Raw genomic sequence first — 22,590 nt, 5'->3', positions numbered from 1 at the left:
CCCTTCACCGTGGCTCCCGCTCGGCCCGCTCGGTCGCCTCGGTCAGCGAGGCCAGCAGGTCCTGCCGGCCGCTGAGCAGCACGGAAAGCACCCGGCGCGCCGAGAGCAGCAGCTCGGCGACATCGCCGCCGGCCAGCTCGTACACCACGGTCGAACCGCCCCGGGTCGCGGTGACGATCCCGGAGCGGCGGAGCACCGCGAGCTGCTGGGAGAGGCTGGACGGCTCGATCTCGATCGCCGCGAGCAGATCGCGTACGGGCAGCGGACCGTCCTGGAGGAGTTCGAGCACGCGGATGCGGGCCGGGTGGCCGAGCATCCGGAAGAACTCCGCCTTGGCCTGGTAGAGCGGAATCTGCGTCCTGTTCACGCCCCGCCCGCCCCTTCGTCGCCGACGGCGTCGGCGTCGGTGCCGACCTCGATGCTGTGCTTGCGCGCCAGGCGCAGGGCGTCGTCCAGCTCCTCCTCGGCGAGGGCCGCGCCGAAGGCGTCCTCGGCGGCGAGCGCCGTCTCCAGACGCACTCGCGCCGCCCGGACCCGCTCGAGCACCGCCTCGGTGAACGTGCTCACGCCACTCTCCCGCCCGCTAGGACTTAGCTGAATACTGAACTGCCGAATTGAAGAATTTCGCAAATCCTACCCGCCCCGGCGCCCGCCGCCGAGCCGTCCGGCGGCCCGCCGCGTCACATCGGCGTCATCGAGTCCTGCAGGCCCGGCAGCGGCCAGTCCTGGAAGAGCGCGAGCACGGCAAGCACCAGGAAGGCGACTCCGGCGACCCGGGCCAGCTGCGGCCCCCGGTACGAGAGCTTCTCCAGGAAGATCAGCGCCGCCACGCCCGCCATCGCGGCGATGTTCATGACCCCGAGCGGGATCAGTACGACCATCAGCGCCCAGCAGCAGCCGACGCAGTACGCGCCGTGGTGCAGCCCCACCCGCAGGTCGCGCAGCCGCGGCCGGTACGCGGCGTACCGCATCAGCTGGGCCATCGGGCTGCGGCAGTGGCGCAGGCAGATGTCCTTGAGCGGGCCCAGCTGGTACAGCCCGGCCAGCGCGAAGGCGGCGGCCCCGATCCACCGCGCGGCCTCCGGGTCGCGGTCGACGAGGGCGCCGGTGAGGGCGAGGCCGCCGTACGCGAGCAGGCCGAACGCGGTCCAGGCGAGCAGATAGCCGCAGAGGAACTCGGTGGTGCGCAGCGCCCGGGTGGCGCCACTGGACTGCCGGGCGATCCCCCTGACCCAGGTGAGGGCGACGGGCGCGACGGAGGGCAGCATCATCGCCGCCATCATCGCCAGCCACAGCAGCAGGAACAGCGGCAGCGCCATGCCCATCGTGCCGGGCTCGACCCCCATGTCCCTGGCCTGGTCCACGGTGAGCAGCCAGGCCAGGGCGGCGATCACGACGAGGAGCGACCAGGCGACGGCGAGTTCCCGGGCCGGCAGCAGCGCTCCCGTGCGCAAGGGACGGCTGTTGGTGATCCGTCGCCGCGTGGTCCGCATGACGCACTCCCGTCCGTCCCCTCCAGCACAGCACGGATCGCGGCGGCCGCAAACCGCTCGCCGGTGGCTGCCGCGGCGGCCCGGGCGGACGATGGAAGGAGAGGAAGAGCGACAGGGGTGAGAACGGCAGGGTGAGAACGATGACGCAGGCGGCACAGGCTGCGCCTGCCTGGCATGTGGCGGGCGACTGGTTCGACGTGTGCAAGTGCGATATTCCGTGTCCGTGCTCCTTCGCCCAGCCGCCGTCGACCGGCGACTGCGAAGGCGTCCTGGTGTGGCACATCCGCGAGGGCAACTTCGGTGACGTCCGGCTCGACGGCCTGAACATGGTGATGCTGGGTTCCTTCGTCGGCAATGTCTGGGCGGATCACTCGGACGCGTACGCGGCCTTCATCTTCGACGAGCGGGCCGACGAGGGGCAGCGCCAGGCGCTGCAGACGATCTTCAGCGGGCAGGCCGGCAGCTGGCCCGCGGAGCTGGTGAGCATGGCGGCCTTCGAGGTGCGGGGCATGGACTTCGCGCCCATCGAGGTGGAGTTCGACGAGGACCTGGCCGGCTGGCGGGCCACCGTCCCCGGGCGGGTCGAGGCCCGCGCCGAGGCGCTGACCGGTCCGACCACCCCGGAGGGTGCCCGCGTCCAGTCGACCAACCTGCCCGGCTGCGAGACCGGCCCGGGCCAGCTGGCCACCTGGGGCCGCGCGACCACCGACCGGGCCGACGCGTTCGGCTTCTCGTGGGACCGCTCGGGCAAGTCGAGCAAGTCCATCACCTTCGACTGGTCCGGTCCCGACTGATCCCGGCCGAGCTGAACCCGCCGACCTGAACCCGGCCCGGCCGATGGCTATCCGCTCGGCGGGATGTTCTGGTTGAGGGCGAAGACGTTCCCGGGGTCGTAGCGGTCCTTCAGCGCCACCAGGCGGGCGTACTTCTCCGGGCCGAACGAGGCCCGGAGCCGGGCGCCTTCGTCCGGGCAGATGAAGTTGGGCACCGAGGTCCCGGTCGTCCACGGCCGCATCGCCGTGTGGAAGCCGCGCGCCCAGTCGATGTGCCGCCCGCGCCCCTCGTCGCCCCACCAGACGGTCAGACAGAAGTACACCCACTTCACGGGCGGGGTGGCGAGGGCCATGGCACCGGCGTCCAGGCGGTCCATCTCGCCGCCGAGCGGGCAGAAGATGACCTGGGTCATGGGCGCGGTGACCGACTCGACCTGTGCGATCGCCGTGTCGAGGGCCTCGTCCAGCAGCTCCGGCAGATAGTCGATCTTGAAGTACTCGCTGACGCCGGTCGGGGTGCCGTCGTCCAGCATCCGCTGCACGGCGGTGTACGGCATCTGCTGCACCATCCTGACCAGCGGCTCGCCCCACTCGACGAGCGGCTTCAGGACGTCCTCGCCCCGCGCCGGGTCGCCGATGTACGCGACGATCACGCCGACGGCCGGCTTCCCGCGGGCCTCCTCGGGGACGAAGTCCTCGGGCGGCGCGGTGATCAGGGCGATGCCCCCGGTGACCTCGTCAGGTGCCTGCTCCAGGAAGTCCCGGTAGAAGCGGGTGAGCGGCCCGGCGGCCGAGCGTGGGTGCAGCAGCATCCCGGCGTACAGGAGCGGTCCGACCGGATGCAGCCGGAAGCCGAACTCGGTCACCACGCCGAAGTTCCCGCCGCCGCCCCGCAGGCCCCAGAAGAGGTCGGCGTTCTCCGTCTCGTCGGCGTGCAGGATCCGTCCGTCGGCGGTCATCACCTCGGCGGACAGCATGTTCCAGGCCGACGGCCCGTACATCCGCTCCAGCCAGCCCGAGCCGCTGCCCAGGGTCAGCCCCGCGACCCCGGTGTCGGACACCCGGCCGCCGGTCACGGCGAGGCCGGACTCCTGTGTGGCGGCGTCCAGTTCACCCCAGGTGAGTCCGGCCCCGAAGCGCCCGGTGCGGGCCTCGGTGTCGATCTCCACCCGCTTCATCGGGCTGGTGTCGACGACGATCCCGCCCTCGCAGGAGGCGAAGCCGGCGGTGGCGTGCCCGCCCCCGCGCACCGAGACCCCGAGGCTGTTCTCGCGGGCGTGCCGCAGCGCCGCGCGCACGTCCTGGGGGCTCGTGCAGCGGGCGACCAGGGCCGGATGCTGGTCGTGGTCCCGGTTGAAGCACCGGCGGAAGGTCTCGTACGCGGCGTCGGCGGGCCCGATCAGCTCGCCCTGGAAGTCCGGAATCCGCGGAGCGGGTCGTGTGGTGGTCATGGCGCTGGTCCCTGCTGAGCCGTCGAGGACGGCCGTACGGCCACGACCGCCTGCGCTACGCCGCCAGTATGCGACCGGACCCACGGGTAGGCGATTCGGCGCCGGGGCCCGGGCACGGCGCCCGGTAGCGGCGTCCGGCGCCGGCCGGTGCTCCCGGCCGATGCTTCCGGCCGGTGCCGGACACCGCTGACGTACCGTCAGGAGACGGTGAGGAACCGGGCGGTGCTCGGCACCCCTTGGGCGTCCAGGGCGAAGAGCATGTAGGTGCCCGGCAGGACCACGCCCCGGTCGGCCGGGATGGAGACCGTGTACGTACCGGTGCCCGTGGCCGTGGAGGTCAGCGGGACCCGTCGCTGGTCGTTGTCCGTGGAGTGGGTCGCGGCCGCGGCCCGCATCAGGACGAAGGAGGCCACCGGCCCCCCGGTGGTGACGGTGAGCGAGCTGCCCGCGGCGGCCCTGGGCGGTACGCCGCCGGTGATGGCCGGCCGCGGCTTGGGCGTGCCGTCCGGGTTGAGCAGGTACGGCGGTGTGAACACGGCCCCGTCGGCGTGGTTGGTGGCGCAGTCGCCGCACAGGCCGCCGCCGCCGGAGAAGATCCGCCCGTCGGGCAGCAGGTTCGCCACGCTGTGGTAGTTGCGCGGGATGGCCATGGTGGCGAGCGGGGTGAAGCGTCCGGTCGCCGGGTCCCACAGCTCGGGGGTAAGCACGGAGGTGGCGTCGCTGAACGGCACGGGGTACGCCTGCCCGCCGAACACGGCGACCTTGCCGTCGGGCAGGACGACGCTGTTGCCGAAGGAGCGGGCGTAGCCCATGTCGCCCGTACGTGCTGTCCGGACGCCGCCGCCGTCGACGTTCACCGTGTACGCGCGCCGGGTGGCGGGGGTCTTCTCGTAGGCGGGCGAGCCGCCCAGGGTGAGCAGTTTGCCGATGTCGTACGCGACGGCGTTGCCGTTCATGGCGTCCTCGCTGTCCGCCCGGGTGCCGGCGGAGGTGATGCTTCCGTTGCCGGCGGTCGTGATCCAGTTCATCCGCTTGCTCGGGCCCAGCTGGAGCACCTTGCCGCCCGAGGTGGCGTACAGCCACATGTGGTTGTCGGCGCGGTAGGCGCCGGCCGGGTCGGCCGTGAGGGCCGGGGCGGCGGGGACGCCGGGGAGCTTGCGCCAGGTGCGGGTGTCCGGGGACCAGACCTCGCCGGCCTTGTCGCCCGTGGCGCCGCTCCAGGATCCGCCGAGGACGAAGGCCTCGCCGGTGGAGAGCAGGGTCATGGCCTGGTAGCCGCGGGCGATGTTCATGCTGGTGGTCGCGGACCAGGCGTCGGTGGCCGGGTCGTAGATGCTCGCCTTCTCCGCGTTGCTGCCGCCGGTGACCAGGACCCGGCCGTCGGCGAGCATCGCTATGCCCGGGCAGAACATGTCGTGGCCGGTGTTGTCGATGCGGCGCTGGGTGACCTTGCCCGTCTTCAGGTCCAGGATCGCGGTCTGGGTGTAGCCGTTGCTGCCGCCGAAGCGGTCGACCGCGTACGCCGACCAGGCCAGCAGCTTGTCGCCCGGCAGGACGGCGGTGGCGACCGGCACCAGGGGGAAGCCGGTGATCCGGCTCCACGTGCCGTGGACGGCGGGGTCGGCCGGTCCGCTCAGGCGGATCTCGGCGGCGGAGGTCCAGGGTCCGCGGTTGCCGGCCTCGGTGCTCACGGTCAGGCGTATGTACCGGGCGTTGGCGGCTCGGATGAAGGTGGCGGTCTTGACGGTGTCGTCGTCGCGCCAGGTGCCGGAGGAGACCGGGGCGCCGAAGGTGGTGCCGTCGGTGCTGGTGGTGACGGTGTACGCGCCCGCGCGCCCGTTGGCCTTGTCCTTGCGCGGTTGGTAGACGAGGGCGGAGACGGCGGTCGTACGGTGCATGTCGATGGTGATGCTGTGCGGCAGCGGGGCCGGCGTCCCCGACCACCTGCTGTGCCAGATCGTGGTGGCGTCGCCGTCGAGGACGTTGACCGCGCGGCCGTTCTCCTTGAGGGTCTCCTCGTCGCTCGCCGCGGCCGTCCATCCGGTCCGGGGCAGATCGACGGTGGCCGCCGGGGTTCCGGGGTCGCCGAGCAGGTCGATCTCCGCGGCGGAGCTCCACGGGCCGCGGTTGCCGGCCTCGGTGAGGGCGGTGAGCCGGACGAACCGCGCGCCCTGCGGGGCGAATCCGAGGGTCTTGGCGCCGGCGTCGTCCGCGAGGGTGCCGGTGGCGACCGGACTCCCCCAGCTCCGGCCGTCGACGCTCACGCTGATGCTGTACTCACCGACGCGCCCGTTGGCCTTGTCGGTGCGGGGCTGGTAGACGAGCGCCGAGACCACCGTCGTACGGTGCATGTCGATGGTGATGCTGTGCGGCAGCGGGGCCGGGGTCCCCGACCACCTGCTGTGCCAGATCGTGGTGACGCTGCCGTCGAGGACGTTGGCGGCGCGGCCGTTCTCCTTGAGGGTCTCCTCGTCGCTCGCCGCGGCCGTCCACCCGGTCCGGGCGAGCACGGGAGCCGTCGGCTCCATCGCGTTCGCCGGGGCGATGCCGTGGTGCGGCGACTGCTGCGCGGTCTGCTGGTCGAAGGGCACGGGCGCCGGTGGCGGGGTCGGGCCGTGACCGCCGGGCCCCGGGCTCGCCATGCCCAGCCAGGGGGTGAGCCCGACGAGCAGCGAGCCGAGGGCGAAGGCTATGAGCAGAGGGGAGCGCCGGAGCGCTCCGGATATGGCGCGCATACGTCTGGACTGCAATCGGACCTCCTGGGGCCAACCGTGCACCGCTACGGGCCCCTAGAAGATAGGTCAAACCGCCCCAACTCGACTGCAGAACGGCGGAGTTGACTCGAACTTGCACCCAGCCGCAGACGCCACCGCCCACGCCGCACCCCCCGCCCCCGGTCCCGGCCCCGAAAACGGTCGAGGGGCCGTTTCAGATCTCTCTGAAACGGCCCCTCGACCAACGACTCCTTCGAGTCGGGACGACAGGATTTGAACCTGCGACCCCTTGACCCCCAGGAGTGAGGGTCAAGGGTACTTTCTGGATATAACAGACTTAACCCGGGCGCAAGTTGTGCGTGGAAGCATGCATCGTGCACCGCCGCGCGTAGCGTGTGGTCCCCAACTGGTCCCCAGAATCACCGCCCTGGCGGCGAGGCACGCTCTGGCATCTCTGGTCCCTGCAGGGTGGAGAGGGCGGATCGACCGGCGGACTGGCAGTGCCTGCGCATAGCCTGCCGACATGTCCTCGACTCGCGACGAGCTTCGCCACGTCATGCTCGGTTCCCTCTTCACACCTGAGGTTCCCCTGGGACCAACCCGGGACATACTCCTTGCCTGCCACGTCTCGGCAACAGGCAAGGGCAAGCTCCACGGAAGCCCCGAGTGCCGCACGCTGCGGTCAGCGGCCTCTGTGAATCAGATCGACGTCCCATTCGGCGAAGCCGTGGAGCGGCTCTGCGCAAACTGCCGGTGGCCTCTGCCCACAGACAGCCCCGTCCTCCCGCTTGGCGCCGCTGTGAGCGAGGTGGATTCGCTCGCCATCTGGCTCGATCGGGAGGCCGAGGCCGAGGACGAGGAGGACCTCGAGGCCGAGCGTGACGCCGCCATCGCTCTCGCCGCCGGCGAGTATCCGCCCCGCGCCAGCGACTCCAGCGACGAGGAGGAGGAAGACGACGAGGCCGGGCGCGACGAGGAATGGGAGCGGTACGACCGAGCCCGCAACTTCCGCTCCCGACGTCACGAGCACTGGCGTCGGCTGCACTCCTACCTGGCACGGAGCAACGAGGCCGTGGCCGAGTACCCCTTCCTCGCCCCTTGGGCCGATGGGCTGCAAAGCCGCCTCGCCACGGTCCTCGACGAGGAGCGTCGGGCCTTCGCGGCCCTCGTGCAGCCGGTCCGCCTGCTGGAGGCGGCTGCCGTACGTGTCCTGCCCACGCCGAAGTTCTCCGACGATCCCGGCTTCGCCGGGTTGGGAGCGGACGCGGAGAAGACCTTCCGGCGAGCGCGGTACGAGTGGAGTCGGCGAGCCATCTGGTCCTGGCGCCGGCTGGAAGACCAGGACTTCGCCGTCTACACCGTCGTCAGCGACGCCTTCGGACGTCGCCGCAAGGGCAGGCCCGAGGCCCACGCCGCCTTCCGCCGGCTCACCGCAGGCTGGATCCGCCAGGCACGCGAAGAAGCCGGCCGCCCCGCCAGTACGCCATGGCAGCTGGTGGCGGTAAAGGCGCCCGCTATCCCCCGGACCCACCACAGCGAGCCGGAACGCGACCCCCTCACCTTGTGGGAAGCAGCGGTCATCGCCACCTACCAAGTGGCCTTCAATCGGCAGACCGGCACCACAGCCCTACTCGTTCCCCACCTTGTCGCCGAGCAACTGCTCGCATGCGCATCCGACGACATGCCGGTCCAGCGCCTGGCACCCGACGGCAGCGCACTACCCGCAGAGGTGCTGCTCGAGCAGTGGGACCACGAGGGGCTCGCCCTCTCATGACCGCCTTTCCCGTACTCGGTGGAGCCGAGCAGACGGCCGTGCGGGCCGGCCCGCACGGCTGCGACCACCACGCCCCGGGACGCGCGAAAGGCCGCCCTCCCACGGATGAGAGAACGGCCTCCGACCTGCGAAAAGCATGGTCGGGATGACAGGATTTGAACCTGCGCCGCCCCCTGGACCTCCAGCGGGCCCTCTCGGCCCTGCCGAGGCCGCGGTGACCATCACCGTCAACAGCAGCCCCAAAGCGTCCACCAAGATGTGCCGTTTGCGGCCGTTGACCTTCTTTGCGCCGTCGAAGCCCCTGCTCGCGGCGGGCACTGATGCGGCGGCCTTGACCGACTGCGCTTCGATCATCCCGGCGGTCGGCCGATCCCGGCCGGCGGCCTGGCGGACTCGGTCCCGCAGTCGGTCGTGGGACTCGGCGACCAGACCGGTGTCGCGCCACCGTCGGAAGAAGGCGTAGACACGATCCCACTCGGGGAAGTCCGACAAGATCCTCACGCGCGAGTCGGCGGTCGCTGCCGCCGCGCGGCGAGCAGGTCCGCCTGGACCGTCCGGACTCGGTCGAGGCCCGCCGGGTACGGAAGCGATTCTGCCCTGTCTCGCGCGTCGGCGAGGAGCGACTCGGCCTGCTCCCACGTACCGGAGAGTCCAAGAGCCAGCGCGAGCGCCGTGGTCGTCTCCACGACGAGGAGGTGTCGGCCCGTCCGCTCGGCGCGCTCCGTCTCCTGCTCCAGTACTGGAAGAGCACTTGGATGCTCTGGCCGGACGGCGCGCGCATTCGGCAGGATCCACGCCGGAGTGCAGCCAGAACGAGATCCCGGCGTGCGGGAGGTCATAGGGCCTCTTGGCGACGAACGTCGACTGCCCATTGGGGGCCAGGGCCTTCTTGCGGGCCCGCTCCCATGTCCTGCCGTAGGCTGCTGCGTCCACGTAGCCACCTGCCGGATTGCGAAGCACTCGGCCATCGGGCGCCACGCCGAAGCGATCGACGTGATTTCGCGGTGCGTGCACGAACGACGGCCGAGAAGTGGTACGGGCAGTTGGAATGGGGCATGGTTCCGCGCCTCCCGCATGACGCGGTCGAGAAGCTGGTCGAGGCTGTACCTGGGGCCGGACGAGCGTCAGACGCTTCTGGCCCGCCGGGGCTCACTGTCCCCCGCCCCTTGACCGGCTCCCGCCCCGAGGCCCTCCACCAACGCCGTAACCCAGGGTCAGTGCGACCTACCCTCGGCTATCCAAAGGATCAAGCTTCGTGCGCCAGAAGCAGACCACCGATTGCCAGCGGCGTCGCGCCGCGACCCTCACGATGCCGACCTTCCCGTATCACCTCGGCAGCGGTGCTCGTCAAACCGTTCGCCCCGGCGCGAGCCTGTCCTGTGGGCGAGACTGATGGTGTCGGATCCGGGGAGGTCTCCATGGATACCCAGCCGAGTGTCACCGCGCCGGCCGAGCCTCTCCTGCTCGACGCGGCTCTGCCCGAGTTCCGGTTCTCCCGCCTGGAGTGCGCCGTGATCGCCGCCGCGCCGGACGTCGTGTACCGCGCGGCCCGTGATCTGGACATGCTGTCCATTCACTCGCCGCTGTTCGACGCGGTCATGTGGGCGCGTGGAGTGCCGGACCGAGTGCGCCGTCGGCCCGTGGCCACGTCACCTTCGATGCGGGTGTCCGACCTGTTCGACACCGCCGCAACCGGTGATCAGGGGGACCTGGAGGTCCAACCCTGGGTTGCCCTCGGGGAGCGCGCGGGGCGCGAGATCGTCTTCGGCGCGGTGGGGAAGGTGTGGAAGCCCACCATCGAGTGGCGCCGTGTCGAACCTGGTGACTACGCGGGCTTCGAGGAGCCCGGCTGGGCGAAGATGGCCGCCGCCTTCGTCGTCCATCCCTACGGGGCACGCCGGTCCCTCCTGACCTATGAAGCGCGTACCGCTTGCACCGACCCGGCTTCCACCGCGCGGTTCGGCCGTTACTGGACGCTGGTTTCCCCGGGCGTCGGCATCGTGCTGCGCGGAGCGCTGCGGGCGATCGAAGCGGCAGCGGAGAGCAGAGAAGGACGCACGTGAGGAGATGAGTCGTGATGCGTGCTGTGATCGTGTACGAGAGTCTGTTCGGCAACACGCGCGAGATCGCTGACGCCATCCGAGAGGGCGTGAAGGAAGCACACCCGGACGCCGAGGTCGAGTGCGTGGCAGTGGTCGACGCCGTCCCGGAGCGCATCGGCCCCACCGACCTGCTGGTCGTCGGCGGGCCGACCCATATACGGGGCATGACCACCGGGATGAGCCGGAAAATGGGGCTGAAGGCCGAGAAGCAAGAGGCCGAGAAGGGGCAGCGTCCCTTCACTCCCGAGGAGGGTGCCGAGGGCCCTGGCGTCCGCGACTGGTTCCACGACACGCTCCCGAAGGCCCACACCGGCACCCATGCGGCTGCGGCCTTCGACACCCGGGCGGACATGCGTCTGGCCGGGGCCGCCGCCAGCGGCATCGCACGTCGGCTGCGCGGCCATGGCTACGAACTCGTCGCGGAACCGGAGGGATTCATCATCGAGGACACCGAAGGGCCGCTCCGCGCAGGCGAGCGGGATCGCGCAAGGGCGTGGGGTGCGACCCTCCAGGTCGCTTGACTGATCCACCTGGAACGCCCCGGCAAACGTGGGCGCCCAAGGCCCACCGCAGGCGACTGCGGCCAGTGGGCGAGGCTCAGGTCCACGCACATCCTGGTTCGACGCTCGTCGGCACCGCGGGAGACGAGGCGGGCTCGTCTCGCCTCGCATGGGCCGAAGAGGGACCCGAGGGGGCCATCCGGCCCTCCTGTCCTTTCACGGAACGCGGCCAGACTGGAGTAGACACCGGTGCGGAGGCCCCGGTGAGCGGCAAGCGGCCCGTAGATCTTCACCTCTCTGGGAGAACGTGATGCCCGCCTCGCGCTACACCGTCAGCGACGTCATGACCCACACCGCGATCGCCATCGGGCGTGACGCGCCGTACAAGGAGATCGTCGCGCTCATGGACCAGTGGAAGGTGAGCGCCTTGCCCGTTCTGGAGGGGGAGGGACGGGTGATCGGGGTCGTATCGGAAGCCGATCTGCTACCGAAGGAGGAGTTCCGCACGGACGAACCCCGACCGGACGAGCTCGCCGCGGCATACAAGGCGGGAGCCGTACGGGCCGGGGAACTCATGTCCAGCCCGGCCGTCACCGTCCGTCCCGACGCGACGCTCGCCGAAGCGGCACGGATCATGGCGACGCGAAGGGTGAAGCGCCTGCCCGTGATCAACGGCGTCGGCATGCTGGAGGGCGTGGTCAGCCGGAGCGATCTGCTGAAGGTGTTCCTGCGTACGGACGCCGAGATCGAGGAGGACATCCGCCAGTCCGTCCTCAGCGAGCCAACCGCCACCGTGGGACTGCATGTGACGGTCGCGGACGGTGTCGCCACGATCCGTGGGTCGCTCTCCGACCGGTCGATGGTGCCGCTGGTCGCCCGCGCCGTGCTGGCCGTGGAGGGCGTTGTCGACGTCCGGATGGATCTCGGTGCCCCATGAGACGCTCCAAGACGGACAATCCTTGTGGGGGGGCGGGACCCACCCGACCGACCACAGGGGTCGCCATGACCGATCTGCCGGCAGCCACCGCACCCACGCGGGTCTTCCTCGTCGACGATCACGAGGTCGTCCGCCGGGGCCTCCATGACCTGATCGACGACGAGCCCGATATGGAGGTGGTCGGCGAGGCGGCAACGGCGGAGCAGGCGCTGGCCAGGGGTCCGGCCCTACGGCCGGACGTGGCGGTTCTCGATGTCCGCCTGCCGGACGGCAACGGCATCTCGGTGTGCCGGGAGCTACGGTCCCGGATGCCCGAGCTGGCGTGCCTGATGCTGACGTCGTTCGACGACGAGGACGCCCTCCTGGACGCGATCATGGCCGGTGCGGCCGGATACGTCCTCAAGCAGATCAAGGGGTCAGACCTCGTATCGGCGGTGCGGACCGTGGCCACCGGGCAGTCGATGCTGGACCCGGCCACGACCGCTCGGCTGATGCACTCGCTCCGGGACCCGGAGGCAGCCAAGCCGCCGGAGGACGAGCGGCTCGCGGTGTTGTCCGAGCGAGAGCGGTCCGTGCTCGAACTGATCGGCGAGGGGCTGACCAACCGGCAGATCGCCAAGCAGCTCTATCTGTCGGAGAAGACCGTCAAGAACCACATCTCCCGGCTGCTCGGCAAGCTCGGCGTGGAACGCCGCGTACAGGCTGCCGTCATCGCCGCGCAGGCCCACGAGCACGACGCCACCGAGGAGACGTAGCTCATTCCCGCTCGGCCGGCAGCGGGATCCGCCACTCGAGCACCGTGCCACTGCCCGGCTCCGCCCGTGCGCGGACCGACAGGGTGCCGCCCAGCCGTTCGGCCCGTTCGGCCAGATTCCGCAGCCCACTGCGCCTGCCGCCCTGCGGTATGCCCACGCCGTTGTCGCTCACCGTCACCGCCAACACGCCCTCATCGGCGACGACCGTCACCTCGGCCCGGCGAGCCCGCGCGTGCCGGGCCACGTTGGTGAGGGCTTCGCCGATGACCGCGATCACCTCCTCGGCCGCCTCAGGGGGCACGTCCGTGTCCAGGAGGCCCTCCATGCGCAGGGCGGGGGCGAATCCGAGCGTCGCCGCGGCCTCGTCCACCACCTTGGCCACCCGGCTCCTCAGCTTCGGGGCGGCACCCGGGGCGTCGTGCTCGCGGAGCCCGAAGATGGTCGACCGGATGATCTTGATGGTGGCGTCCAGGTCGTCGATCGCCCGTCCCAGCCGGTCCACGGCTTCCGGGTGCTCGACGAACCGCCGGGCGCTCTGCAGCGTCATCCCCGTGGCGAACAGGCGCTGAATCGCCAGATCGTGCAGGTCACGGGCGATCCGGTCGCGGTCCTCCAGGAGGCTCACCTGCTCGGCGTCACGGCGGCGGTCGGCCAACTCGAGCGCGAGTGCCGCCTGCCCCGCGAATCCAGGGAGAGCGGTGATCTCCGCCCCTGTGAACGGAGATCGCCCATGGCGCCGCGTAAGGATCAGCACTCCGCTGAGTCGCTCCTTGGTGCCGACCGTGACGGCTACCGCCGGTCCGAACCCCTTCCACCGTTCGGGCTGGACAGTGATGCGCGGCTCGTTCTCGACGTCCGCCACCGTGACCAGGCCGTCCTCCTGTGTGAGGGCGACGGCGGCCAGCGTTCCCTCGCTGCTCGGCAGGACGACACCAGCGTGCACGTGGGCTCCCTCACCGCGCGCCAGTGAGCCCCGCAGCTCGCCGTCGCCCCCCACCAGATAGAAGGCCCCCATGTCGGCCCCCGCGATGTCGACCGCCTGCTCCAGCATCCCGCCGAGGACCTCGGTCTGCTCCGCACCGGACAGAAGGGCGCTGGTGAGGTCGGAGCTCGCGGCAAGCCACCGCTGCCTGAGGCGGCCTTCCTCGTACAGCCGGGCGTTCTCGATGGCGATGCCGGCCGCGACGGCCAGCGTGGTCACGACGGCCTCGTCCTCGGCGTCGAAGTCGGCCCCTCCTCGCTTCTCGGTGAGGTAGAGGTTGCCGAAGACCTCCTCGCGGACCCGGATGGGCACCCCGAGGAAGGTATGCATCGGCGGATGGTGGGGCGGGAACCCGTACGAGGCGGGATGCTCGGACACCTCGGGAAGCCGCAGCGGTTCGGGGTTGCGGATGAGCTCACCCAGCAGTCCGTGCCCGGAGGGCAGGTCGCCGATCTGCGCCCGCAGGTCGTCCCCGATACCGACGGGGAGGAACTCCGAGAGCTTCCTGTCGTCCCCGATGACGCCCAGAGCGCCGTATTCGGCGTCCACGAGGGTGACGGCCGCCTCCACGATGCCCCTGAGCACCTGGGGCAGGTCGAGTTCCCTGCCTACCGACATGACAGCTTCGAGCAGCCCGTTGAGACGGTCCCTGGTGCCCCTCACCTCGTCGATGCGCGCCTGGAGCTCATCGAGCAGCTCGTCGAGTCGCAGCCGCGGAAGTTTGCTGTCCGCCGGCACCGGCCCCTCGTGCTCCATCACCACCTCCCGCCACGTCAAGCGCATGGTCCTCGCCTGACGGGCACTTCTTCACGGTAGTTCCCGTGTCCCCGACGCTCCAGCCGGGTGCGTCCCACGGAAGGCGGTGCGGACGAGTCGCGCGGCAAGAAAACCCGCGGGGGCACCAGCCACGGCGATCCCGACGCCCGCCCAGCCGAGCGGTTCGGTCTCCAGGACCGAGCTCAGGAATGGTACGTAGAGCGCTGCCACGGCAAGCAGGGCGGAGGCGACGACGGACAGGGGAAGGAACGGGTTCTTGCGGGTGAACAGCCGGGCGCGGAGTCCCAGGACAACGCCTAGCTGCGCGGCCAGGAGGGCGAGGAAGAGAACGCTCTGCCAAGCCAGGTCCAGTGCCTGAGCACCGAGCCCCGCGCCGAGGGAGGCTGCTGTGACGACGGCGGCGAGGACGAGCAGGCGCTGCCAGGCACCTCCGCCGAGGATGTGTTGGTCCGGCGGGCGTGGCGGTCGCCGCATCGCTCCCGGGGAGGCCGGTTCCGCGCCCATGGCGACTCCGGTGAGGCCGTGCGTCAGGAGGTTGATCCACAGGATCTGACCCGCTCGCAGGGGCAGAGGCAGCCCGAGCAGGGGGCCGGTCAACATGACGAGGATCTCTGCCGCGCCGCCGGCCATCCCGTAGACGAGGAAGCGGCGGATGTTGTCGTAGACACGACGTCCCTCGTCGACGGCCGCCACGACCGTCGAGAGCTCGTCGTCGGTGAGGACGAGGTCGGCCGCCTGCCGCGCGACCTCAGTGCCGCGTGCGCCCATGGCGACGCCGATGTCGGCCCGGTGCAGGGCGGGGCCGTCGTTGACACCGTCGCCGGTCATCGCGGTCACCGCTCCCCTGGCGCGCCACGCCTCCACGATGTCCAGCTTCTGTTGGGGGTCCGTGCGCGCGAAGACCCGCACCGAGGTGAGGTCGGCAACGCGGCCGGCCGCCACGTCCGCCCCCGTGACGACGTGGCCTTCCGTCTCCCCGCCGTCGCCCAGAAGGGCGACGTGGGACGCCACCGACCGAGCCGTCGCCGGATGGTCCCCGGTGATGAGGACGGGGGTGATGCCGGCGGCGCGGCAGGAGGCGAGGGTCGCTGCGGCATGCGGCTTGGGCGGGTCGCTGAGCGCGACGAGGCCGAGGAGAGCGAGCCCCGACTCCGCCGCGGTGACCGGGTGCGGGATGTCGTTACGCACGCCTGATGCCACGGCGAGCACCCGATACCCCTGGGCGGCCAGGCTTGCGGCCTCCTGGCGGGCCGCCGTGAGCGCCTCCGCAGGGTCCAGCAGAACAGCCGGGTCGAGGACAGCCTCGGGGGCGCCCTTCAGACAGACCAGCACCCGGCCCTCCCCGGTCGCGTGCAGCGTGGTCATGCGTCGGCGGAGGCTGTCGAAGGGTGCTTCGCCGAGCCGGGGACGGCTCATCGCCAGTTCTGTGGAATCCGGGCAGCCCGCCTTGGCCGCGGCCGTGAGCAGGGCGGCTTCCATAGGGTCGCCCAGGGCCGTCCAGCGGCCATCGGCGGCCCCGTCGTCCGGCGGGCGCAGTGTGGCGTCGTTGCACAGGGCGGTCACGGTCAGGAGGTCCGTCAGGGGTTCGAGCTCGTCCGCTTCCGCGGGCCGCCCGGCTACCAGGAGATCGCCCACGGGTTCGTACCCCACGCCCGAGAGTTCGGCGCTCACCCGCGGTGTCCACACGTGCTGGACCACCATGCGGCCCTCGGTCAGGGTGCCGGTCTTGTCGGTGGCGAGGACGGATACGGAGCCGAGCGTCTCCACGGCGGGCAGCCGCCGCACCAGGGCGTGCCGGGCGACCATGCGCCGGGCCCCGAGTGCGAGTGCCAGGGTGACGACAGCGGGAAGGGACTCGGGGACCGCCGCCACGGCCAGGCTGATGGAGGTGACCGCCATCGTGCCGAGTGGGAGTCCCCGCACCAGGCCGAGGGTGAACACCAGGACGCACAAGGCGAGCGTCACGGCCGCGAGGATGCGCCCGAGGGCGGCGAGGCGGCGCTGCAGCGGGGTCGGCTCGCGACGTTCGTCGAGAAGAGCCGCAATGCGACCGAGGGCACTGCCGGCACCGGTCGCCGTGGCCACGGCCACGCCCCGGCCCCGCACGACCACCGTGCCCGCGCTCAGCGTCGCACCGGCGTCCTTGTCCACGGGCACGGACTCCCCCGTGAGCATGGACTCGTCCACCAGGACGGCGGACACCTCGGCGAGTTCGGCGTCGGCGGCGACGATGTCTCCCTCACCGACCAGGAGGACGTCGCCAGGGACGACCGCCGCCGCCGGGAGGTCGCGGACTGCGCCGCCGCGCCGCACGCGCGCGTGCGGCGCGGTGAGGGCAGAGAGTGCGGCGACGGCGTTGTCGGCACGGATCTCCTGCGCCACCCCGACGGTCGTGTTCACGAGGACGACCATCCCGATGACGATCGCGTCAGGATGGTCGCCGATCGCGAGGGTCAGCACGACGGCCCCGAGGAGCACCATGATCAGCGGGTCCGTCAGTTGGGCCAGAACCCGCTTGTGGAGCCGTACGGGCTTTCTCGCGGCCACCTCGTTGGGGCCTGTGTCGGCGAGCCGTCGGGCGGCTTCCTCCTGGGTGAGTCCCGTTGTCTCCCGCACCGGCGCAGGGGCCCGGTGGGGAGCCGACGCCGTCATGGCGCGCTCACCTGGCAGGGACGGTGATCACCGGACAGTGCGCCCGGTGCAGCAGCCCGTGGACGACGGAGCCGACGCGCATCCCGGTGTATCCGCCGCGGCCTCGACGCCCGACGACCACGGCCAGGGCGTGCTCGGCTGCGTCCGCGAGCGTCTCCACGGGGGAGCCGATGGGAACCTCGTGGGTGAGCCGGACGTCGGGATACTTCTCCGCCCAGCCCGCAGTGGTTTCCGAGAGCAGCCGCCGCTCGGCGTGGAACAGTGAGTCGGAGCTGTGCAGGGAGAAGACGGGGGGCTGCCAGACGGCGATGGCACGCAGTGCGCAGCGCCGGAGGTCGGCTTCCTCAAAGGCCCAGGCCAGGGCTGCCCGTGAGGACTCACTGCCGTCAAGGCCGACCACGAGGTAGGGCGTCTCCTGCGTGACGTGTTCCGCGTCGCCCACGACGACCACCGGGCAGCGCGCCTTCGCGGTGACCGGGACGACCAGGGAACCGGCGCTCAGGTACTCCTCGGTGCGGCTGAGGTGCCGGGATCCCAGCACGATCATGCCGGCGTCGTGTGACAGCCCGGCCAGGACCCCTACCGGGAACCCGTCGAGAAGGGAGGAGGCGGCCTCGACACCCGGCTGCCGGGTTTTCGCCCAGGCGAGCGCGGTATGCAGAGCTTCCGTTCCCACCTGCCGCCGTGCCAGGTGACGGGGGGTGTCGTCGACATGCCGGGTGTCGTGCTGCGGTGGTACCGCGACCACCAGGCGCAGTCCCCGTTCTCGCAGGTGAGCCTCGTCCGCGGCCCAGGCAAGGGCCATGTGCCAGTTCTTGAGCGGGTCGATACCGACGACGATGTTGCCGCGATCCGTGGTGCTGGTCATGACGTGCTCCCATGTCGGGGTCCTTGCCGAGGGATGAGCTCCACGGGGCAGTGAGCGTGCTGCAGCAGGGTCAGCGTGATCCGGCGGAGCGTCGGTCCGAGGTAGCCGGGCGATCGTCGACCGCCGAAGACCAGAAGGCCGGCGTGGTGCGACGCGTCGGCGAAAGCACCGGGAACGTTGTGGCTGCTCCGGCCGTCGGCCTGCACGGTCAGATTCGGGAACTCCTCTTCGCCGGCCGCCGCACGGGCACAGCCCACGTCGGCCTCGTTCCGGACCGCCGCAAGAACCGCACAGGCCTCATCACGCCTTGCTTGCCGGCTCCTGACGATCTCCGCCTCGGTCAGGAAGGGGACCGGTGTGTCCGTGTCCGCCGCGTGAACAAGACGGATGCCCCGCAGCGCCGACTCCGCCGCCGCCCATATCACCGCCGCGTCTGCGGACGGTGAGCCGTCCACACCGACGACGACCCTGCCGAGGCCGGAACGGGCAGTGGTTCCGTTCATGCCTTCTCCTCCCAAGGGCCGAGAGACCTCCTTCCACTCTGGCAACTGGACTCGGGAGGATGGAGGGCCGCTGGGGGCAATGACGGGACCAATGGTCCCCGCCCTCGGCCGGGCGGGGCGCGACCCCTGCATGACGAGCCCGTTCGGTCCTGAGGGTGGACCGTTCGGCCCTCGCAGGCCCCGCGTGCGCGTCGGAGGGTGGTGACGTAGGAAGCACCGTCCGGACCCTCGAGCGGGAGGCGCGGTAATGAAGCAGATGAAGGTCGGCGGTCTGATGACCGACAACGTGCTCTCCGCCGTCCCTGCGACGTCGTTCAGGGAAGTGGCCAAGATGCTCGCCGAGCACGACATCAGCGGGGTCCCCGTCGTGGACGACGACGACCATGTCGTCGGAGTCGTCTCCGAAAGCGACCTCCTGGCCCGCCACGAACTGACTGCGCGGGACCTGATGACCACGCCGGCCGTCACCGTTCACGCCGAGGAGACGGTTGCGGACGCGGCACGGCTGATGGTGCGCCGGGGAGTCGAGCGCCTTCCCGTCGTCGACGAGGAAGAACGACTGGTGGGCATCGTGACCCGCCGCGATCTGCTCTGTGTCTACCTCCGCCCGGATGCGGAGATACGGCGCCGCATCTGTGAGGACGTCCTCTCCGATGTCATGGAGCTGCCCGCGGACGCGGTGGACGTGCACGTCCTCGACGGCGTGGTGACGCTGGGCGGCCGCCTCCGGCGGCGGAGTCAGGCCCTGATGCTCGTCGGACTCGCCGAGCGCGTGGACGGCGTCGTCGCCGTCGTGGACCGGCTCTCCTTCCACGAAGACGACACACGTCTCGCCTACCCCACCCGGACTCCCCACGACATCTCTTGGTGAGTCACCGCCGACAGGACGAACCATGTCCGGCATCGCCCTGACCCGGCCACTCGTGACCGTCGCTGATCGAAGACGCGGTCACGGTTCCCTCGATGCACAACGCACAGCTCTGGAAGCTCGTCCACAAGACGGGCACCGGAGTCTCCACCTCGGCTGCGGCGCCGCCGCGCACCGTGGCCTGCGTCCCGTGGTCCGGCTGCTGCCCTCTCCCGATGACCCGTGGCATCTCCCCGACGTGCGCCTTGACGGTCCCGACGACGCCGACAGCGAACTCGGCGTCCTGCATGCCGCGGCTCTGCTGGAGGGCTGTCGGCTGGTCGTCCCCGGGACCTGGCACACCGACACCGTCATGGATCTCGGCCACGTCTCCGAGCTGATCGAGGCGGCGGACGAGGCAGTGCGCGCGGAGATCGCCGCCTGGACACGCACGGGTGCGGCTGGGGAAGGACCCGGCACCGAAGGCATCCCGGCGTACGCCTTCGGCCCGAGGCAGCCGCTGGAGTGGCCGGAGCTCCGTTCCGGCGCACGCGATCCCGGCTCGACGATCGACTTCGTCCATGTGGTGTTCCGCCTGGGCTACGGGCCCCACGGTCGGGCCACGCCACGCCGTCCGGTCTCCGAGGTGCTCGCCTTCGACTGAACCGTGTCTCACGGACAGAGCCACTGCTCACAGACGGAGCCAACGCTCCGGTCCGGGTGCGACAGTGACCCTCCGGTCGCCGGGGAGGACGCCTCCGAGCAGGCCCTCGGGCGAGGCGTGTGCCTGGATGGTCAGCCGGCCGGGAAATATCGTGACGTCCTCGATCCACAGTCTTCGAGGTGGAGGGCCGCCGGCTTGCCGTGCACACCGATGTCGGCGACCCGGCCACCGGGCCGGACCATCCGCGTGCGCATCTCGAACGCCTCCGGAACACCGACGGCCTCCATGACGACATCGGCACCCAGTCGCTCGGTCAGATCCGAGACCAGCTGTACCGGGTCCTCGCGCGCCTTCGCGGTGGCGTGGTCGACGGCGACGATCCGGCCCGGACTGTAGAAGCCGACGGTGGCGATCGCGGCGAGACCGATGGGGCCGGCTCCGACGACGACCACCGTGTCGGAGGGGTGCACGGCACCGTTAAGTACCCCGACCTCGTGGGACGTGGGGAAGATATCGGCGAAGGGCACCCGGACATATTCGGCCTGTGTCCCGTCGATGGTGTGGCCGAGGGCCCAGCCGCCTCCGCCGCGGCACTGTCCGTAGCGGCTCTCACGACAGAAGCGGCACCGGCCGCAGGCGGAGATGCAGGAGATCAAGACGCGCTCACCGGGCCGTACCGTGCGGACGTCACCTCCGGCCTCGACCACGGTGCCCACCGCCTCGTGACCGACGCCCGGTCTGGCGTCACCTCCGGGACGTCCCCCTTGAGGATGTGCAGGTCCGTGCCGCAGATGGTGACGACGTCGACCCGGACGATGGCATCGGCAGGGTCCTCGATGCCTGGATCGGGTGCGTCCTGCCAGGCGATCCGGCCCCGGTCCCACGCACTGCGGTGGATGGCCGTCGTTCCCCTCTCGGGTCAGGCCGTCCTGGTCCGCTGGCGGGGGCCCTTCGGCCCCCGGGTGGGACCTGCGCGGCCCTCCCGGGCGGCACCCGACCCGGGCGAGTCTGTGGGAAAGGGCTGGAGGACCTCATGACCACCACGAGGACGCTGCTGAACGAACTCGCTCCCGACGCGCGTGACCGGCTGCTGGAGCACGCTCGCCCGGTGCAATTCCCCGCCGGGACGCGCATCTTCCGCGAGCGGCAGCACGCAGACCGCTTCTGGATCATCGAGACCGGCCGGGTCGAGCTCGACATGCACGTCCCTGGGCGCCGCAACGCCGTCGTGGACACCCTCGCGTCCGGCGCGCTCCTCGGCTGCTCCTGGATCATGCCCCCACACATCTGGCACCTCGGCGCCACGGCGACAGCCGAGGTCCACGCCCTCGAGTTCGACGCCCAGGCCGTCAGGCAGCTGTGCACGGAGGACGCAGCCGTCGGCGAGGCGGTCTTCGCGTGCGTCGCCGCGGCGATGGCGCGTCGGCTCCTGTCCGCCCGCGACCGCCTGCTGGACGACCTCATGCCGCGTATCGGCGCGGAACCCCTGGCCTACGCCCGATGAGGAGACAGAGTCATGGCCACCCAGCCGTTCACCGTCGCCGACGTGATGACCAAGAAGGTCGTCGCCGTCCAGCCCGGCGCGGAGTTCAAGGAGATCGTCGCCGCCATGGAGCGGTGGAAGGTGACCGCCGTACCGGTTGTCGAGGGCGAGGGCCGCGTCGTCGGCGTGGTCTCCGAGGCCGACCTGCTCCTCAAGGAGGAGCTCCACGATCACCGCCTCGGTCTCGTGGAACAGATGCGGCGTCTCGACGCCACGGCCAAGGCGGGCTCTCACAGGGCCGAGGACCTGATGACCTCGCCCGCCGTCACCGTCGCTCTCGGTGCGTCCCTGCCCCAGGCCGCACGCCTCATGGCCGCCCATCGCGTGAAGCGGCTGCCGGTCGTCGACGCGAGCGGCGTCATCCAGGGAATCGTGAGCCGGTCCGACCTCCTCAAGGTCTTCCTCCGCCCGGACGAGGATCTCGCCGCCGAAGTGCGCCGCGACGTCGTCGAGCACCTGTTCCCCCTCTCTCATCGTCGGATCGACGTCCGGGTCGGCGTCGGAGTCGTGACGCTGTCGGGCGAGGTCCGCGACAGCGCGCTCATCCCGCTCGCCACCCGCCTTGCCCGCGCTGTCGAAGGCGTCGTGGACGTACGATGCGAACTCACAGCCGAGGGTGACAGGCGATGAGGCACCGCAGCGTCGCGGATCTGATGACGCCCACGGCGGTCAGCGTCGTACCGGGCACGACGTTCAAGGAGATCGCACGGCTCCTGGACGAGTTCGACATCACCGCGGTGTGCGTCGTGGACGAGTCGAACCGGCCTCTCGGCGTTGTCTCGGAGGCGGACCTGGTATGCCGCCGTGCCGCAGGGGCCCGGCTCGACACCGCGGGCGCGCTCATGTCGAGCCCCGCCATCGTCGCCCGACCCGAGTGGAGCGTGGTGCGGGCCGCCCGCGTGATGGACCGGGCCGGAGTCAAGCGCCTGCCCGTGGTCGACGACGAAGGGCAGCTCGTGGGCGTCCTCAGCCGGAGCGACCTCGTCCAGCTGTTCCTTCGCCGGGACCGTGCGATCCAGGAGGAGATCGTCGAGGACGTGGTCACCCACACCTTGGGGCTGAGCCCGTCCGCCCTGTCGGTCGAGGTGGTGGACGGCCGGGTCACGCTCAGCGGCACGGTACGGCGCCGGAGCCTCGTGCCGGTGATTCTCAGGCTCTGCAACAGCGTCGACGGTGTCGTGGGGGTCGTCGACCGGCTCACGTACGAAGACGACGACCTGCCGAAGGAGGGGCGAGCATGAACACCCCGAGCACC

Annotated in this window: 22 protein-coding genes and 1 pseudogene; 11 read left to right on the top strand and 12 right to left on the bottom strand. The window is 71.0% G+C overall.

Annotated elements, in window-relative coordinates; all coding sequences use genetic code 11:
* Window positions 1-4 precede the first annotated feature (4 nt).
* The 3 genes from JAO84_RS31905 to JAO84_RS31895 all read right to left on the bottom strand — a co-directional run bounded on the left by JAO84_RS31905 (window position 5) and on the right by JAO84_RS31895 (window position 1,493).
* Entirely contained in the window at window positions 5-367 is a 363-nt protein-coding gene (locus JAO84_RS31905; RefSeq protein WP_370415944.1) for an ArsR/SmtB family transcription factor, read from the bottom strand.
* Window positions 364-567, bottom strand: coding sequence for a hypothetical protein (locus JAO84_RS31900; protein WP_370415943.1), 204 nt, complete (start codon window positions 565-567; stop codon window positions 364-366). Before JAO84_RS31900 ends, JAO84_RS31905 begins: the two co-directional genes overlap by 4 nt.
* A 113-nt stretch (window positions 568-680) precedes the next feature.
* Window positions 681-1,493, bottom strand: coding sequence for a DUF2182 domain-containing protein (locus tag JAO84_RS31895; RefSeq protein WP_370415942.1), 813 nt, complete (start codon window positions 1,491-1,493; stop codon window positions 681-683).
* A 140-nt stretch (window positions 1,494-1,633) separates the two neighbouring features.
* Here JAO84_RS31895 and JAO84_RS31890 point away from each other — a divergent pair, with 140 nt between their 5' ends.
* Complete coding sequence (locus JAO84_RS31890) at window positions 1,634-2,287, top strand: DUF1326 domain-containing protein (protein WP_370415941.1); 654 nt, start codon at window positions 1,634-1,636, stop codon at window positions 2,285-2,287.
* 47 nt (window positions 2,288-2,334) lie between these two features.
* On the opposite strand, the gene JAO84_RS31885 is transcribed toward JAO84_RS31890, so the two are convergent.
* Together JAO84_RS31885 and JAO84_RS31880 are read right to left on the bottom strand one after the other, a co-directional pair.
* Entirely contained in the window at window positions 2,335-3,717 is a 1,383-nt protein-coding gene (locus JAO84_RS31885; protein ID WP_370415940.1) for an FAD-binding oxidoreductase, read from the bottom strand.
* Between the two features lie 197 nt (window positions 3,718-3,914).
* The gene (locus JAO84_RS31880) at window positions 3,915-6,452 is read right to left on the bottom strand and encodes a discoidin domain-containing protein (RefSeq protein WP_370415939.1); all 2,538 of its coding nucleotides are present in this window, start codon (window positions 6,450-6,452) and stop codon (window positions 3,915-3,917) included.
* A gap of 778 nt (window positions 6,453-7,230) precedes the next feature.
* On the opposite strand from JAO84_RS31880, the gene JAO84_RS31875 reads away from it, so the two are divergent.
* Window positions 7,231-8,205, top strand: a complete 975-nt coding sequence (locus JAO84_RS31875; protein ID WP_370415938.1) for a hypothetical protein — start codon at window positions 7,231-7,233, stop codon at window positions 8,203-8,205.
* Here the strand turns inward: JAO84_RS31875 and JAO84_RS31870 are convergent.
* Together JAO84_RS31870 and JAO84_RS31865 are read right to left on the bottom strand one after the other, a co-directional pair.
* Window positions 8,200-8,559 carry a transposase gene (locus tag JAO84_RS31870; RefSeq protein WP_370416926.1) on the bottom strand — a complete coding sequence of 120 codons (360 nt, stop codon included), beginning with the start codon at window positions 8,557-8,559 and terminating at the stop codon, window positions 8,200-8,202. The genes JAO84_RS31875 and JAO84_RS31870 overlap by 6 nt on opposite strands.
* A 143-nt stretch (window positions 8,560-8,702) precedes the next feature.
* Complete coding sequence (locus tag JAO84_RS31865) at window positions 8,703-8,891, bottom strand: hypothetical protein (protein ID WP_370415937.1); 189 nt, start codon at window positions 8,889-8,891, stop codon at window positions 8,703-8,705.
* Window positions 8,892-9,623: 732 nt separating this feature from the next.
* On the opposite strand from JAO84_RS31865, the gene JAO84_RS31860 reads away from it, so the two are divergent.
* The 4 genes from JAO84_RS31860 to JAO84_RS31845 all read left to right on the top strand — a co-directional run bounded on the left by JAO84_RS31860 (window position 9,624) and on the right by JAO84_RS31845 (window position 12,499).
* Window positions 9,624-10,268: a hypothetical protein gene (locus JAO84_RS31860; RefSeq protein ID WP_370415936.1), complete on the top strand. Its 645-nt coding sequence runs from the start codon at window positions 9,624-9,626 to the stop codon at window positions 10,266-10,268.
* 14 nt (window positions 10,269-10,282) lie between these two features.
* Window positions 10,283-10,828, top strand: a complete 546-nt coding sequence (locus JAO84_RS31855) for a flavodoxin family protein (protein ID WP_370415935.1) — start codon at window positions 10,283-10,285, stop codon at window positions 10,826-10,828.
* 289 nt (window positions 10,829-11,117) lie between these two features.
* Window positions 11,118-11,744 (top strand): CBS domain-containing protein, encoded by a 627-nt coding sequence (locus JAO84_RS31850; RefSeq protein ID WP_370415934.1) that lies wholly within the window; start codon window positions 11,118-11,120, stop codon window positions 11,742-11,744.
* A 65-nt stretch (window positions 11,745-11,809) separates the two neighbouring features.
* Window positions 11,810-12,499, top strand: a complete 690-nt coding sequence (locus JAO84_RS31845) for a response regulator (RefSeq protein WP_370415933.1) — start codon at window positions 11,810-11,812, stop codon at window positions 12,497-12,499.
* 1 nt (window position 12,500) lies between these two features.
* Here JAO84_RS31845 and JAO84_RS31840 read toward each other — a convergent pair whose 3' ends face one another.
* Genes JAO84_RS31840 through JAO84_RS31825 form a run of 4 tightly spaced genes read right to left on the bottom strand, consistent with a single transcriptional unit; the run spans window position 12,501 to window position 18,281 of the window.
* The gene (locus JAO84_RS31840; RefSeq protein ID WP_370416925.1) at window positions 12,501-14,237 is read right to left on the bottom strand and encodes a GAF domain-containing sensor histidine kinase; all 1,737 of its coding nucleotides are present in this window, start codon (window positions 14,235-14,237) and stop codon (window positions 12,501-12,503) included.
* Between the two features lie 51 nt (window positions 14,238-14,288).
* On the bottom strand, window positions 14,289-16,874 hold the full coding sequence (locus JAO84_RS31835; protein WP_370415932.1) for a cation-translocating P-type ATPase: 2,586 nt from the start codon (window positions 16,872-16,874) through the stop codon (window positions 14,289-14,291).
* Between the two features lie 43 nt (window positions 16,875-16,917).
* On the bottom strand, window positions 16,918-17,778 hold the full coding sequence (locus tag JAO84_RS31830) for a universal stress protein (RefSeq protein ID WP_370415931.1): 861 nt from the start codon (window positions 17,776-17,778) through the stop codon (window positions 16,918-16,920).
* The gene (locus tag JAO84_RS31825) at window positions 17,775-18,281 is read right to left on the bottom strand and encodes a universal stress protein (RefSeq protein WP_370415930.1); all 507 of its coding nucleotides are present in this window, start codon (window positions 18,279-18,281) and stop codon (window positions 17,775-17,777) included. The genes JAO84_RS31830 and JAO84_RS31825 overlap by 4 nt, the downstream gene beginning before the upstream one ends.
* A 247-nt stretch (window positions 18,282-18,528) precedes the next feature.
* Here JAO84_RS31825 and JAO84_RS31820 point away from each other — a divergent pair, with 247 nt between their 5' ends.
* Both JAO84_RS31820 and JAO84_RS31815 read left to right on the top strand, forming a co-directional pair.
* Window positions 18,529-19,152 carry a CBS domain-containing protein gene (locus JAO84_RS31820; protein WP_370415929.1) on the top strand — a complete coding sequence of 208 codons (624 nt, stop codon included), beginning with the start codon at window positions 18,529-18,531 and terminating at the stop codon, window positions 19,150-19,152.
* A gap of 22 nt (window positions 19,153-19,174) precedes the next feature.
* The gene (locus tag JAO84_RS31815; protein ID WP_370415928.1) at window positions 19,175-19,792 is read left to right on the top strand and encodes a hypothetical protein; all 618 of its coding nucleotides are present in this window, start codon (window positions 19,175-19,177) and stop codon (window positions 19,790-19,792) included.
* A gap of 63 nt (window positions 19,793-19,855) precedes the next feature.
* Here the strand turns inward: JAO84_RS31815 and JAO84_RS31810 are convergent.
* Window positions 19,856-20,690: pseudogene (locus tag JAO84_RS31810) on the bottom strand (alcohol dehydrogenase catalytic domain-containing protein); the annotation flags it as partial.
* Between the two features lie 135 nt (window positions 20,691-20,825).
* On the opposite strand from JAO84_RS31810, the gene JAO84_RS31805 reads away from it, so the two are divergent.
* The 3 genes from JAO84_RS31805 to JAO84_RS31795 are packed head-to-tail and all read left to right on the top strand — an operon-like array spanning window position 20,826 to window position 22,576.
* Window positions 20,826-21,296, top strand: a complete 471-nt coding sequence (locus tag JAO84_RS31805; RefSeq protein ID WP_370415927.1) for a cyclic nucleotide-binding domain-containing protein — start codon at window positions 20,826-20,828, stop codon at window positions 21,294-21,296.
* Between the two features lie 12 nt (window positions 21,297-21,308).
* Complete coding sequence (locus JAO84_RS31800; RefSeq protein ID WP_370415926.1) at window positions 21,309-21,965, top strand: CBS domain-containing protein; 657 nt, start codon at window positions 21,309-21,311, stop codon at window positions 21,963-21,965.
* Window positions 21,962-22,576 carry a CBS domain-containing protein gene (locus tag JAO84_RS31795; protein WP_370415925.1) on the top strand — a complete coding sequence of 205 codons (615 nt, stop codon included), beginning with the start codon at window positions 21,962-21,964 and terminating at the stop codon, window positions 22,574-22,576. The genes JAO84_RS31800 and JAO84_RS31795 overlap by 4 nt, the downstream gene beginning before the upstream one ends.
* Window positions 22,577-22,590: the final 14 nt, after the last annotated feature.

Origin of the sequence: Streptomyces fradiae (assembly GCF_041270065.1) — a bacterium.
Lineage (GTDB): Bacteria > Actinomycetota > Actinomycetes > Streptomycetales > Streptomycetaceae > Streptomyces.
This window is presented reverse-complemented; position numbering and strand designations above follow the sequence as displayed.

Coding starts and splice junctions, on each gene's coding strand:
- JAO84_RS31830 (WP_370415931.1), bottom strand. CDS start 17,778: ATGACCAGCACCACGGATCGCGGCAACATCGTCGTCGGTATCGACCCG.
- JAO84_RS31815 (WP_370415928.1), top strand. CDS start 19,175: ATGTCCGGCATCGCCCTGACCCGGCCACTCGTGACCGTCGCTGATCGA.
- JAO84_RS31895 (WP_370415942.1), bottom strand. CDS start 1,493: ATGCGGACCACGCGGCGACGGATCACCAACAGCCGTCCCTTGCGCACG.
- JAO84_RS31845 (WP_370415933.1), top strand. CDS start 11,810: ATGACCGATCTGCCGGCAGCCACCGCACCCACGCGGGTCTTCCTCGTC.
- JAO84_RS31850 (WP_370415934.1), top strand. CDS start 11,118: ATGCCCGCCTCGCGCTACACCGTCAGCGACGTCATGACCCACACCGCG.
- JAO84_RS31860 (WP_370415936.1), top strand. CDS start 9,624: ATGGATACCCAGCCGAGTGTCACCGCGCCGGCCGAGCCTCTCCTGCTC.
- JAO84_RS31870 (WP_370416926.1), bottom strand. CDS start 8,559: ATGATCGAAGCGCAGTCGGTCAAGGCCGCCGCATCAGTGCCCGCCGCG.
- JAO84_RS31840 (WP_370416925.1), bottom strand. CDS start 14,237: ATGGAGCACGAGGGGCCGGTGCCGGCGGACAGCAAACTTCCGCGGCTG.
- JAO84_RS31885 (WP_370415940.1), bottom strand. CDS start 3,717: ATGACCACCACACGACCCGCTCCGCGGATTCCGGACTTCCAGGGCGAG.
- JAO84_RS31880 (WP_370415939.1), bottom strand. CDS start 6,452: ATGCGCGCCATATCCGGAGCGCTCCGGCGCTCCCCTCTGCTCATAGCC.
- JAO84_RS31800 (WP_370415926.1), top strand. CDS start 21,309: ATGGCCACCCAGCCGTTCACCGTCGCCGACGTGATGACCAAGAAGGTC.
- JAO84_RS31805 (WP_370415927.1), top strand. CDS start 20,826: ATGACCACCACGAGGACGCTGCTGAACGAACTCGCTCCCGACGCGCGT.
- JAO84_RS31795 (WP_370415925.1), top strand. CDS start 21,962: ATGAGGCACCGCAGCGTCGCGGATCTGATGACGCCCACGGCGGTCAGC.
- JAO84_RS31855 (WP_370415935.1), top strand. CDS start 10,283: ATGCGTGCTGTGATCGTGTACGAGAGTCTGTTCGGCAACACGCGCGAG.
- JAO84_RS31825 (WP_370415930.1), bottom strand. CDS start 18,281: ATGAACGGAACCACTGCCCGTTCCGGCCTCGGCAGGGTCGTCGTCGGT.
- JAO84_RS31820 (WP_370415929.1), top strand. CDS start 18,529: ATGAAGCAGATGAAGGTCGGCGGTCTGATGACCGACAACGTGCTCTCC.
- JAO84_RS31890 (WP_370415941.1), top strand. CDS start 1,634: ATGACGCAGGCGGCACAGGCTGCGCCTGCCTGGCATGTGGCGGGCGAC.